Annotated in this window: 8 protein-coding genes and 2 pseudogenes; 6 read left to right on the top strand and 4 right to left on the bottom strand. The window is 61.9% G+C overall.

What is annotated here, in order from left to right:
* Positions 1 to 278 (bottom strand): nucleotide-binding protein (locus tag JCM21793_RS27290; protein ID WP_155983496.1); only part of this gene is annotated, 278 nt, incomplete at its 3' end.
* Positions 279 to 404: 126 nt separating this feature from the next.
* Between JCM21793_RS27290 and JCM21793_RS20255 the strand changes: the two genes are divergently transcribed.
* Positions 405 to 1,574 carry an isobutyryl-CoA dehydrogenase gene (locus JCM21793_RS20255; protein ID WP_025031531.1) on the top strand — a complete coding sequence of 390 codons (1,170 nt, stop codon included), beginning with the start codon at positions 405 to 407 and terminating at the stop codon, positions 1,572 to 1,574.
* Between the two features lie 43 nt (positions 1,575 to 1,617).
* Complete coding sequence (mmsB, locus tag JCM21793_RS20250; protein WP_025031530.1) at positions 1,618 to 2,502, top strand: 3-hydroxyisobutyrate dehydrogenase; 885 nt, start codon at positions 1,618 to 1,620, stop codon at positions 2,500 to 2,502.
* A 452-nt stretch (positions 2,503 to 2,954) separates the two neighbouring features.
* On the opposite strand, the gene JCM21793_RS20245 is transcribed toward mmsB, so the two are convergent.
* Positions 2,955 to 4,337, bottom strand: a complete 1,383-nt coding sequence (locus JCM21793_RS20245; RefSeq protein WP_025031529.1) for an aspartate aminotransferase family protein — start codon at positions 4,335 to 4,337, stop codon at positions 2,955 to 2,957.
* Between the two features lie 554 nt (positions 4,338 to 4,891).
* On the opposite strand from JCM21793_RS20245, the gene JCM21793_RS20240 reads away from it, so the two are divergent.
* Together JCM21793_RS20240 and JCM21793_RS27285 are read left to right on the top strand one after the other, a co-directional pair.
* Positions 4,892 to 6,460 (top strand): trimethylamine methyltransferase family protein, encoded by a 1,569-nt coding sequence (locus tag JCM21793_RS20240; RefSeq protein WP_025031528.1) that lies wholly within the window; start codon positions 4,892 to 4,894, stop codon positions 6,458 to 6,460.
* A gap of 60 nt (positions 6,461 to 6,520) precedes the next feature.
* Positions 6,521 to 9,092, top strand: a pseudogene (locus JCM21793_RS27285) (GcvT family protein).
* Here the strand turns inward: JCM21793_RS27285 and JCM21793_RS31585 are convergent.
* Positions 9,089 to 9,810, bottom strand: a pseudogene (locus JCM21793_RS31585) (phosphate/phosphite/phosphonate ABC transporter substrate-binding protein). The pseudogenes JCM21793_RS27285 and JCM21793_RS31585 overlap by 4 nt on opposite strands.
* A gap of 42 nt (positions 9,811 to 9,852) precedes the next feature.
* Positions 9,853 to 10,863: a fatty acid desaturase gene (locus JCM21793_RS20225; RefSeq protein ID WP_025031527.1), complete on the bottom strand. Its 1,011-nt coding sequence runs from the start codon at positions 10,861 to 10,863 to the stop codon at positions 9,853 to 9,855.
* Between the two features lie 183 nt (positions 10,864 to 11,046).
* Here JCM21793_RS20225 and JCM21793_RS20220 point away from each other — a divergent pair, with 183 nt between their 5' ends.
* Both JCM21793_RS20220 and bmt read left to right on the top strand, forming a co-directional pair.
* Positions 11,047 to 11,898: a helix-turn-helix domain-containing protein gene (locus JCM21793_RS20220; protein WP_081784777.1), complete on the top strand. Its 852-nt coding sequence runs from the start codon at positions 11,047 to 11,049 to the stop codon at positions 11,896 to 11,898.
* A gap of 95 nt (positions 11,899 to 11,993) precedes the next feature.
* Positions 11,994 to 13,022: a betaine--homocysteine S-methyltransferase gene (gene bmt / locus JCM21793_RS20215; protein WP_025031525.1), complete on the top strand. Its 1,029-nt coding sequence runs from the start codon at positions 11,994 to 11,996 to the stop codon at positions 13,020 to 13,022.
* Positions 13,023 to 13,085: the final 63 nt, after the last annotated feature.

Below are 13,085 nucleotides of genomic sequence, written 5' to 3'. Positions count from 1 at the left end.
GCGCCGCCCATGTCGCTCTCCGGCTTGATCAGAACCGGGTTCATGTCGACTGTCGGCGCGACCCCGCAGGCCAGCGCCTGCAGCCACTGCGCCCGCCCGATCTCCCCCATTTCGGACGATCCCGGTATGGCCGCGATGGCAGCATTGTTGGACATGTTTTGCGGCTTGAACGGGCGAACGCTGAGCCCCCGCCGCTTCGCCATTCGGCACAGCCCTGCCACAAGCACCGATTTTCCCACATCCGAGCCCGTGCCCTGCAGCATGATGGCGCGCGCCATGGTCATCCCCGTCTTCGTCCTCACCGCGTTTGATGCACAGCGCCTGTGCCACACCTCGCATTGCGCGGTTCCCTCAATGCACTAAACTGATCCATCAGGGAAGAAATTCCATTTCGGGAGGACGTTATGGACGCCAGCGTTTCGCAAGCTGCGGAGCAGTTCGAGCTCAATGCAGACCAGCGCGCCATTCAGGAGATGACCCAGAGCTTTGCGGCAGACCGCGTGGCGCCGCACGCGCTCGACTGGGACCGCGACAAGCATTTCCCGGCCGATGTGGTGCGCGAAACCGGCCCGCTCGGCTTCGGCGGCATCTATGTGCGGGACGATGTCGGCGGTTCGGCCCTCGGCCGGCTCGACGCAGTGCTGATTTTTGAAGCCCTTGCCGCCGCTTGCCCCGGTTTCTCCTCCTTCATCTCCATCCACAACATGGCCGGCTGGATGATCGACACATTCGGCAATGAAGAGCAGCGCCAGCGCATTCTGCCGAAACTCACCTCGATGGAATGGCTTGCCAGCTATTGCCTGACAGAGCCCGGCTCCGGCTCCGATGCCGCGGCGCTGAAGACAAAGGCCGTCAGATCCGGTGGCGACTACGTTCTGAACGGCACCAAGCAGTTCATCTCCGGTGCAGGCGAAAACGACATCTATGTCGCCATGGTGCGCACCGGCGAGGACGGCCCCAGAGGCGTGTCCACGGTCGTCGTTCCAAAAGACGCTCCCGGCATCTCCTTCGGCCCGGCCGAGTTCAAGATGGGCTGGCACATGCAGCCGACACGGCAGGTGATCTTCGAAGATTGCAGAGTGCCTGCCGAAAACCTTCTGTCCAGCGAAGGCGCAGGCTTCGGCATCGCCATGGCCGGGCTCGACGGCGGGCGGCTCAACATCGCCGCGTGTTCTCTCGGCGGTGCGCAATCCGCACTCGACAGGGCACTTGCCTATACGGCCGAACGCGAAGCCTTCGGTCAGGCGATCAACCGTTTTCAGGCGCTCCAGTTCAAACTGGCCGACATGGAGACGAACCTGCAGGCGTCACGCATGATGCTCTACACGGCTGCCTCCAAGCTGGATGCAAAGACGCCCGACGCCTCCAAATGGTCGGCCATGGCCAAGCGCTTCGTCACAGACACCTGCTTCGACATCGCCAATGACGCGCTCCAGCTTCACGGCGGTTATGGCTATCTGCATGAATACGGCGTCGAGAAACTGGTGCGGGACCTGCGCGTTCACCAGATTCTCGAAGGCACCAACGAAATCATGCGGCTCATCATTGCACGGCACCTGGTCGGCCGCGGCTGACCGGTTCGCCGAAGCCGCCACGCCACGCCCCCGGAGGAAACATATGGCAAGCATTGCATTCATCGGTCTCGGCAATATGGGCAATCCCATGGCAGCCAATCTCGTCAAGGCCGGTCACACGGTTCTTGGCTTCGACCTGATTACGGAAAATCTCGAGACCGCCACCAAAAATGGCGTCACGGTCATGGCAAGCGCGGCAGCGGCGGTGAAGGATGCGGAGGTCGTGATCACCATGCTGCCGGCCGGAAAGCATGTTCTTTCCGTCTATGCCGACATCGCGCCAAAGGCCGGAAAAGGCGCGCTCTTCATCGATTCCTCCACCATCGACGTGGAGTCGGCCCGCAAGGCGCATGAGATTGCTGCACAACACGGGCTTCTCTCCATCGACGCACCGGTTTCGGGCGGGGTGGGCGGTGCGGAAGCCGGCACGCTGACCTTCATGGCCGGCGGTTCTGCTGACGCGTTTGCGAAGGCCAGCCCCATTCTGGAGCCGATGGCGGGGCGCGTCGTCCATTGCGGCGACGGTGGCGCCGGTCAGGCGGCGAAAATCTGCAACAACATGATCCTCGGCATTTCGATGATCGCCGTTGGCGAGGCCTTCGTTCTGGCCGAAAAGCTCGGGCTTTCCCATCAGGCGCTGTTCGACGTCGCCTCCACATCCTCGGGCCAGTGCTGGTCGCTGACAAGCTATTGTCCCGTGCCCGGTCCGGTCCCTGCATCGCCCGCCAACCGCGACTACAAGCCCGGCTTTGCGGCGGGCCTCATGCTCAAGGATCTGAAGCTCGCGCAGGAAGCCGCCCAGAGCGCAGGTGCCGCCACGCCGCTTGGCGCTGAAGCAGCGCAGCTCTACACGCTCTTCAACGCCATGGGCCACGAAGGCACCGATTTTTCCGGCATCATCAACTTTCTCCGTGGCAGGCAGAGCTGAAAAAAATAGAACGCCGGCAAAAAAGCGTGATTTTACATGTCGCGCTAACCTCCCGGTAACCATGAGGGGCTAGAAATGACGTCGAGGCGGCTTTGAAGCCTCCCCGACGCCGGATCAGGTCTCGCGTACCGGTACGGGAACTCTTCGCAGCGTTGCGTAAGTGCGAAGAGCAGTATTCGAGTATTGTAAAACCGCGTCTCTTCCCGCCCGAAGAAACGCGGTTTTTCTTTACAGCGCCGCGCGTCTTATAAGACGCGCAAAGGACGCTGTAACACTTTGAAATAATGCATGTTCGTTGTCTTTCAAATGAACTCATTTGAAGCGACATGCATTAGAGTATTTGCAGTCAGGTGGAATCATCTGACGTCCGCATAAATGCGCAGAAACAGACAGATAGAGCGGAGTAGCGTTTCCCTGAAACGGTGAACCGCTCTGGTGTCAGAACTACGGGATCACCCTCCCTTGCGCAGTTCGGCTTCGGCCCTGTTCAGCGCCGTCTCTATCCGGTCGCACGCCATGTCGACGGTCTCGCGGGTCCAGATCAACGGCGGCGACAGGATCATCGTGTCACCCACGGCCCGCATCATCATGCCGCCGTCGATTGCGTGGTCGCGCACGCATGATGCCGCCGCCCCTTGACCGGGAAAGCGCTTGCGCGTTTCCTTGTCCGCGACAATCTCGATTGCTGCCATCAGCCCGAAGGACCGCACCTCGCCGACAATGCCGTGTCCGCCTAGCCGCGCCTGAAGCGTCTCGGCCAGATAGGGACCCGTATCGGTGCGCACCCTCTCCACCAGCCCCTCCCGCTCGATGATCTCCAGGTTTTTCAGCGCCACAGCACATGCCACCGGATGCCCTGAATAGGTGTAGCCGTGGAAGAACTCGCCGCCCTTCTTGACCAGCGTTTCGGCGATCCGGTCACCGACAAGAAGCGCTGAAAGCGGCTGATAGCCCGACGTCAGCGCCTTGGCCGTAGTGATCGTGTCAGGCTGCAGTCCAAGCCGCTCGGCGGCAAACCACGCGCCGGTGCGACCATAGCCGGTGATCACCTCGTCCAGCATCAGGAGCACATCGTGTTTTTTGCAGATCCGGTCGATCTCCGGCCAATAGCTTTCCGGCGGGATCTTGACGCCGCCTGCCCCCATCACCGGCTCACCGATGAAGGCTGCGACGTTCTCCGGCCCGGCCTCGAGAATGGCGTCTTCGACGGCCTTCGCAGCGCGCAGACCGAAATCATGGTCGCTCTCGCCCGCCTCCCGCAGCTCGAATGCGTAGGGCGGCATTACGTGGTCGATATTGGGCACCGCCCCGTAGAGCTGTCCATGCATCGCCGCCATACCACCCAGCGAGGTCGCCGCAACTGTCGAGCCGTGATAGGCCCAATTGCGCGAGATGATGCGGTTCTTTTCCGGCCTGCCCTCAAGCGCCCAGTAGTGCCGCACCAGCCGAAGCGCTGTGTCGTTGGCTTCCGATCCGGATGACCCGTAGAAAACCTGGTTGATGTTTTGGGGCCCGATCTCCGCCAGTCTCTGCGAAAGAAGCACGGGGGTCGGCGTGGAGCAGCGAAAGAAGGAGTTGTAATACGGCAGTTCCTTCATCTGCTCATGGGCCACTTCGGCAAGTTCGTCGCGGCCATAGCCGACGTTCACGCACCACAGTCCGGCCATCCCGTCGAGTATCTCGTTGCCCTCCGTGTCATAGACGAAAGGCCCGTTGGCGCGGCTGATGATGCGTGACCCCGCCGCCCGCAGATCCTCGTGGTCCGTGAACGGATGCAGATGGTGCGCAGCGTCCATTTCCTGAAGCTGGTTCAGGGAAAAATTCCTGTATGTCATAGGCTTGCTCTCTTCGTTTGAACTGTTCCGATAAGATCGGAGGCCGTTTCAAACGACGCCGGGAGGCGAATATCCGATGCGTGCGCATAGCCGCAGGAGTTCCGTATGCCGTGTGCGCGGTGACGGTTTGGGCGCTGGCAAATCGTTCTCCTGTGGACCGGGACTTGGGTTCATGCACCAAATCTAGAGCATCGGACCGAAAAGTGGAATCCGGTTTTCGGGCTATTCCGATGCTCCAGCAATAAATCAGATCGTCTTTTGTGCGTCCGGATGGACGCACGGCGATCTACAGCATCGGACCGAAAAGTGGAATCCGGTTTTCGAGCTATTCCGATGCCCCAGCAATAGTCTAGATCGTCCTTTGTGCGTCCGGATGGACGCACGGCGATCTAAGTCCTGACCAGCCACACTGCCGCAGGCCGTTCAAGCCAGTACGACAGACGCCGGTTCCCGAAAATGTCGCATCTCTCGCTCTACGGGTCGCCAGCCCGACCTTTCGCCGGCTGGCTTGGCCCCATCATATGATCCCATCGCAGCAGTCACGAAGGATGCCCATGACGCAGGACCTCGCAACCGCTGATTCCGGCCCAACCCGTTCACGACGCGGCGGGCGCGCCGCCAAGCGCGGCAATACAGGCAGCTTCGAGCAGCCTCCCTTTCGCCGCCTCGTCAATCCGTTCACGCCCACCCGCATTGTCTCGGAGGATGAGCTCGAAGCCATTCATCTGGCATCGCTCCGGGTGCTGAGCGAGATCGGCGTCGAAGTGCTTCACGATGAAGCGCGCGCCATCATGAAAGCGCATGGTGCCGATGTGCGGGCCGATACCCAGCGCGTCCATTTCGATCCTGCGCTGATCCTCGAATACGTCGCCCATTGCCCTTCGGAGTTCGAGGTTCACGCGCGCAATCCGGTACACAATCTGCAAATGGGCGGGAACAACCTTATTCTCGCGCAGATGGCGTCGGCGCCGAACTGCTCCGACCTCGACCATGGCCGCCGGCCGGGCAATCAGGAGGATTTTCGAAACTTCATCAAGCTGTCGCAGATGCACAACATCATCCAGTGCCAGGGCGGCTACCCGGTCGAACCGATCGACATCCATCCGTCCATCCGGCATCTGGAATGTCTGCGTGACATCGCCACGCTCACCGACAAGGCCTTCCACATCTATTCGCTGGGGCGGGAACGCAATCTAGACGGTCTCGAAATCGCACGGATCGCGCGCGGTGTCAGCGCCGAGCAGTTTGCCGAAGAGGTTTCCTGCTTCACCATCATCAACACGAACTCCCCTCTAAAACTCGACATTCCGATGATGGAAGGCATCATCCATATGAGCCGTCACGGGCAGGCGGTCATCGTCACGCCGTTCACGCTGGCAGGCGCCATGGCGCCCGTCACCATTGCCGGCGCGGTGGTGGAGCAGAATGCCGAGGCGCTGGCCGCAATCGCATTCGCACAGATGGTCAGGAAGGGCGCACCCGTCGGCTATGGCGGTTTCACGTCGAATGTCGACATGCGCTCAGGGGCTCCGGCCTTCGGCACGCCGGAATACATGAAGGCGCAGCTTTTGGGCGGGCAGCTTGCCCGGCGCTATGGCATTCCCTATCGCAGCTCCAATGTCTGCGCCGCCAACACGGTCGATGCCCAGGCAGCCTATGAAAGCACCTTCTCGCTCTGGGGTGTTGTTCAGGGCGGCGCAAACATGGTCAAGCATGCTGCGGGCTGGCTCGAAGGCGGGCTGTGCTGCTCTTACGAAAAGATGGTGCTCGACATCGATCTTCTGCAGATGGTGGCCGAGTTTCTGCAGCCGCTCGATCTATCGGAGGATGCGCTCGGGGTCGATGCCATCCGCCAGGTTGGCCCCGGCGGGCATTTCTTCGGTTCCCCGCACACGCAGGCGCGCTACAAGACGGCTTTCTATTCCCCCATCATTTCCGACTGGCGCAATTACGAGACCTGGGCTCAGGCCGGCTCTCCCACCGCAATCGACCATGCCAATCGCCTCTGGAAGGAGCGGCTTGCCATGTACGAGCCGCCCCCCATGGAGGAGGCGATCCGGGACGAACTCGACGCGTTTGTCGAGCGCCGCATCCGCGAAGGCGGCGCTCCGACGGATTTCTAGCCATGCCCCCATTTCCCGGGATCATGGCGAAGCACTGAATCCAGTAGCAGGTACAACCTCATGAAATCGCATGCAAAAGCAGTTGTCATCGGCGGCGGTGTGGTCGGGTGCTCGGTGCTCTATCACCTTGCCCGTGCCGGCTGGAGCGACGTCATGCTGATTGAACGCTCCGAGCTCACCTCCGGGTCTTCCTGGCATGCGGCGGGCGGCTTCCACACACTCAATGGCGACCCCAACGTTGCGAAGCTCCAGGCCTATACGGTCCAGCTCTACCGGGAGATCGAGGAAATCTCCGGCCAGCCCTGCGGGCTTCATCTGACAGGTGGCGTCATGCTGGCCGACAGCCCCGAGCGCATGGATTTCCTCCGCCTTGCCCATGCCAAGGGCCGCTATCTCGGCATGGAGACAGAGCTCATCACACCGTCTGAAGCCAAGTCCATGTTCCCCCTGATGGATGAGCGCCATTTCGTCGGCGCCATGTGGGATCCGGTCGAGGGTCACCTTGACCCGTCCGGCACCACCCACGCCTATGCCAAGGCCGCGCGCAAACTGGGGGCGGACATCGTGCTCAGAAACCGAGTCACAGAACTCACGCAAGCCCTTGATGGAACGTGGAAAGTCGTCACCGAACAAGGCACGGTCGAAGCCGAGCACGTGGTCAATTGCGGGGGCCTTTGGGCGCGCGAAGTGGGCCGCATGGCGGGCCTGGAGCTCCCGCTTCTGGCCATGGAGCACATGTATCTCCTCACCGAGCCCATGCCGGAAGTGGAGGCTTTCAACCGCGAGACCGGCCGCGAGATGATCGGCGTCATCGATTTCAAGGGCGAAATCTATACGCGCCAGGAGCGCAACGGCATTCTGCTCGGCACCTATGAGAAGGCGGCAAAGCCGTGGTCGCCGCGTCAAACCCCATGGGATTTCGGCCATGAGCTCCTGGAGCCGGACATCGACCGCATCGCTCCTTCTCTTGAAGTGGGTTTCCGCCATTTCCCGGCGCTCGAGAATGCCGGCATCAAGCAGGTGATCAACGGCCCCTTCACCTTCGCGCCCGACGGCAATCCGCTTGTCGGCCCGGTTCAGGGCCTGACCAATTACTGGGTCGCCTGCGCGGTCATGGCCGGTTTCAGCCAGGGCGGCGGTGTCGGGCTCGCACTCGCAAACTGGATGGTGGAAGGCGATCCCGGCTTCGATGTGTGGGGCATGGATGTGGCGCGCTTCGGCGAATGGGCAAGCCTGCGCTACACAAACGCCAAGGTGCGGGAAAACTATTCCCGCCGCTTCTCCATCCGCTTCCCAAATGAGGAGCTGCCCGCCGCCCGCCCGGCGCAGACAACGCCGCTCTACGACATCATGGTGCGCGACAACAATGCGGTCATGGGCGATTCCTGGGGGCTGGAAACGCCCCTCTGGTTCGCGCCAAAAGGCACCGAGCCAAATGACATCGTCTCTTTCCATCGGTCCAATGATTTTGCGCCTGTCGGGCAAGAGGTGCGCGCCGTGCGTGAGAGCGTGGGCATCACCGAGATCGCCAATTTTGCAAAGTATGAGATTTCCGGCACCGGCGCGCGAGCCTTCCTCGACCACCTGATGACCAACCGCCTGCCAAAGCCCGGCCGCATCGTCCTCACTCCGATGCTCAACGAATTTGGCAAGCTCATCGGCGATTTCACCATTGCCAGTCGCGGTCCGAAGGACGGCGCCGACCGTTTCATGGTCTGGGGCTCGTCAGCCGCGCAGATCTACCATATGCGCTGGTTCGAAAAGCACCTGCCGCGCGACGGAACCGTCGATATCCACCGCTTCGACCAGACCCTTCTCGGCCTGTCGCTCGCCGGCCCGCATTCTCGCGCCGTGCTCGAAAAATGTGTCGACGTCGACATTTCGAAAGATTCGAAAGATGCCTTTCGCTTCATGGATTTCCGCGAGATGGCCGTCGCCGGCGCGCCCTGCATGGTCAATCGCCTCACCTATACGGGCGATCTCGGCTACGAAATCTGGATGCCGCCGGCCTATCAGCGCCTCGTCTATACGGCGCTGAAGGAGGCGGGCGCGAATTCGGCATTGTCGATTTCGGCATGCGCGCCCTGCTCTCGATGCGGCTTGAAAAGAATTTTCCGACCTGGTTCCGCGAGCTGCGCCCGATCTATGGTCCGTTCGAAGGGGCGATGGAGCGTTTCGTCAAACTGGACAAGGGCGATTTTATCGGCCGCGAAGCAGCCAAGCGTGAAGAACGGGAGGGGCCGCGCCTGCGCCGTGTTTCCTTCATCGTCGATGCCGAAGACGCCGATGTGATGGGCGACGAACCCATCTGGCGAAGGTCGGCGATCAGGATTTCGGCTCCGTCGAGCCGCCCCATGGCTATGGTGCGCCCCGCTTCGATGCGAAGGGTGCAGAGACCACCATCGCCGGCAGCGGCATTGTCGATGGCGAATGGCGCGTCGTCGGCTGGGTAACGTCTGGCGGTTATGCGCATTCGGTCGAGAAATCCATGGCGCAGGGCTATTTGCCTACGGCCCTTTCAAAGGACGAAAGCGCCGGCCTGTTCGAGATCGAGATACTTGGCCGCCGCCGCCCGGCACGCGTCAATGTCGAGCCGCCTTTTGATCCAGAGGGTCATCGAATGCGCAGCTAGGAGAAAAGCACGGCTCGCAGCGACGCCAGCGCCTCCGCATCCGCCCTGCGGCTCGTAATATAGGGAAGCCCCAGGCGTCGCGCCGTCCAGCCGACGACGCGCAGGCCATCGACACCCGGTTCGAAACGCTGTGCCATTGCCCAGCTCCGGCAATCGACGGCACAGACATCCGCCCGCCCGTCCCGCACAGCTTCAAGCGAGGCGCGGTGCCCGCCCGTTTCCAGTTTTTCTGCAAACAGATCAACAGCTTCCCCCGCCTCCTTCAGATCCTGAATCAGGCGAGGAAGCCGGAACGCGAGAGCGCCTCATTATAGGCAAGTCGCTCGCCCCGCATGAGATCGGGCGAAAGACGCGCCCGCCCGTCTTCGGGTGCGGCCATGTCTGATGCGGCCATTTCTGGCCCGGCCACGTCCTTCCGCATCACGATGACGCTCGAATAATACGCCCCCTCACCGCCTTCATAAGCCGAATAATCCGGCTGCCCGACCACACGCACATGCCCGGCGAGCCCCGCTTCCATCGGGCCCCAGCATGTCTGCGCCAGAAGCAGGTTCGGGCTTCGCCACAGCGCCTGCAGATCGCCGGTGCGTGTCAGTGCGTGGGGCGCATCGACACCGCGCCTGCGCAGGGCGTCGCGCCAGCCCTGCCACAGGGCGTCAGTGTCCTGCCGGCATTCGGGCCAGTCATACATGGGAAGGGCGGCAATCCATTCGCTCATGCGCTGTTATCGGGTGCATGGCGTGTCAAACGCAAGCGCCTACTACTCCTTCGCGGGCCTGGCCGGCACGGGCGCGCCCCGCCCGCCAACCGTCCGGCCATGTGCGCGTGGACGAAACCCGCTGGGTGCTTCAGGCGCGCGCCGCAGGGCCGGATGCGGCACCGGTTCCTTGGGTCGGAATGCGAATTCCTTCAGAAGTGCCCAGTAACTCCCATAACTGTAGCCATCATTCATGGCGAGCCACTCCGCCCGCCGTTCCCGATAAAGTGCAGGCAGGCGATACCAGGGCGCGGTCGGCACTTTGTGATGAACCAGGTGCAGATTGTTGTTCAGAAACAGCAGCGCCAGCGGCGACCGCTCGACGATGATCGTCCGCCCGTCCGGCCGCTCTGACCATTGGTGCTCTGCAAAGGTGCGCACCGAGATCAGCGACTGTCCGAGCCAGGCCGGCGCGAGGATATAAAGCCACAGCGGCATGTCGAACCCATAAGCGATGACCGGCAGAACGAGCGCCAGCCCCGCCCCGTGCAGGAGCCACGCCCGGCGCACGCCGCGCGCATTCCGCCTGATCAGCGTGGCCTCGGCAGCGAAGAACCCGATATTCATGATCAGCGGCCCCAGAAGGAAACGTCCGATCATCGTGTTGTTGATTTCAAGGACGCGGCGCGCCCAGCCAGGCAGTTCCTCATATTGCCAGAGCGCCTTGTAGTAACTCTCCGGATCCTCGAACGGATCCGTCAGCCGCTCGTCGGCATGATGCCGCAGATGCAGCGCCTTGAAGCGGCGATAGGGATAGACAAGCCCGACGGGCAGAAAAACCAGCGCTTCGTTGAGGGCGGATGAGCGTGTGGGATGCCCGTGCAGGCACTCATGCATCAGCGAGCTTTGCAGCGCGATCATCAATGTCAGGTGCAGCAGGCCTGTCAACGGCCAGTTTGGCCACAGCAGGAGGCCCGCAGCCGCCCACCCCCCGTAGCAGAGGATGATCAGGGCAAGCGTCGGCCATTCCGCCGCCGCAGGACGTCTGCCCCGGCGTCTGGTCATCATATCCATCATTGTTCCGGTTCTGCACTGCACCCAAGCCCTTATCGGCAGCCAAAGCAGCGCGTTTTGATCCTGACATGATTCTGTCAGTAGCAGCCGATACACGCAATGCGAGAAAGTGCACAATTCGTTGACAACGCGCACCAACCATATCATTTGTTTACTAAAGTCATCAGCCGCATTGAATGAGAGATGGAAAAGTCAGTTATCGACAAGCGGGATCTTTCCGGCACCTTCCGCGATCGCCTTAAGACCCTGCTCCAGCGCTCCGGCCTCAACCAGTCGGCCTTTGCAGCGGCTGTCGGCATAGACCGTTCAGCCCTGTCGCAACTCCTCTCTGGTGCCTCCACACGCCTTCCGCGTGCCGAAACGCTCATCAATATCGCCGCGGAGCACAAGGTGTCGCTCGACTGGGTGCTCGGCCTCAGCCAGGACGAGGGCATCACCGGAGACCTGCGCGAAAGTCTCGAAATCGCAGAAGCAGAGGGCGGGTTCGGCGACACGATGCTCGCCAGATGGCACGCCGAAGCCGTGGGCACCAAGATACGCTATGTGCCCTCGGGCATTCCGGACCTGCTGCGCACGGAAGCCGTCATCCTCTATGAATCGGAAGCCATGCCACAGCGCCGCGCGACCCAGATCAGCGAAGCCCGATACCGCGTCGACTACAACCGCAGACCAGAAACAGACATGGAGGTCTGTATGCCGCGCCAGACGCTGGAGCTGTTCGCCAAGGGCGAAGGCGTGTGGCGCACCCTGCCCGAGCAGGTGCGGGCCGAACAGATCATCCATATGGCACGCCTGCTCGACGATCTCTATCCCACCTTCCGCCTTTTCCTGTTCGACGGACGCAGGCGCTATTCCGCCCCCTACACGATCTTCGGCCCCTATCGTGCGGCGCTCTACATGGGCGGCATGTATCTGGTGCTCAGTTCCACGGGCTCCCTGCAGCGCCTGACCCGCCATTTCGACGGGCTCATCCGTGATGCCGAGGTCAACGCCCATGAGGCAGCCGATTTCGTCAGGAGCCTCAGGCTCGGGTAAAATCTCTGGATTGACGGATATAAAGATTTCTTTATATCTTTATTCAAAGAACGCAGGCTCGCCCGTCAGTCTCGACCCAATGGAAGGCATCCCCGATGCAACAGCCGGCACCCGACAATCCAATCGATGCACTCGTTGCAGAAAAGGGCGTCCTTCTCGCCGATGGCGCGACGGGCACGAACCTCTTTGCCATGGGGCTGGAATCGGGCGAAGCACCCGAACTCTGGAATGAGGATGCGCCAGAAAAGATCGAGGCTCTGCACCAGGGGTTCGTTGATGCCGGTGCCGACATCATCCTGACCAATTCCTTTGGTGGCACACGTCACAGGCTCAAGCTGCACAACGCCCAGGACCGCGTCTTCGAGCTTAACAGGAAGGCGGCGGAAATCGCCTGCCGCGTTGCCGGCAAGGCGGAGAGTCGTGTCATCGTCGCTGGCTCCGTCGGCCCCACCGGCGAGCTTCTGGTGCCGCTTGGCGCTCTCACCTACGAGGAAGCGGTCGAAGCCTTCGCCGAACAGATGGAGGGGCTGAAGGCAGGCGGTGCGGAAGTCGCGTGGATCGAGACCATGTCTGCGCCGGATGAGATCCGGGCGGCGGCGGAGGCGGCGATCCGCGTTGGCCTGCCCTACACCTACACAGGCTCGTTCGATACGGCCGGCCGCACCATGATGGGCCTTGCGCCCAAAGACATTCACAGCGTCGTTGACGATCTCGGTCAGTCTCCGGTCGCCGTTGGCGCCAATTGCGGTGTCGGCGCGCCCGACATTCTCGCCGCCCTTCTCGACATGACCGAAGCACGGCCAGATGCCACGGTTGTGGTGAAGGGCAATTGCGGCATTCCGGAGTTTCGCGGCACGGAGGTTCACTATTCCGGAACGCCGGAACTGATGAGCGAATATGTCCGGCTCGCGGTCGACGGCGGTGCGCGGATCATCGGCGGTTGCTGCGGCACTTCGTTCGAACACCTGGCGGCCATGCGCGCAGCGCTCGATGGCCACAGGGAACCCGAAAACCGTCCCGGCATCGCAGACATCGTCGCCCGCGTCGGCCCGCTGCGCAACAAGTCGGCTTCCGAAAGCGGAGCAGGCACCGGGACACGACGCTCCCGGCGCGCCCGCGGCTGACGGGACTGGACCAAACGAAACCGCCTTGCCTGTCAGGCTCGGTGCATTAAAAGCATTCTTTCG

The organism is Nitratireductor aquibiodomus NL21 = JCM 21793 (genome assembly GCF_000615975.1).
Lineage (GTDB): Bacteria > Pseudomonadota > Alphaproteobacteria > Rhizobiales > Rhizobiaceae > Nitratireductor > Nitratireductor aquibiodomus.
This window is presented reverse-complemented; position numbering and strand designations above follow the sequence as displayed.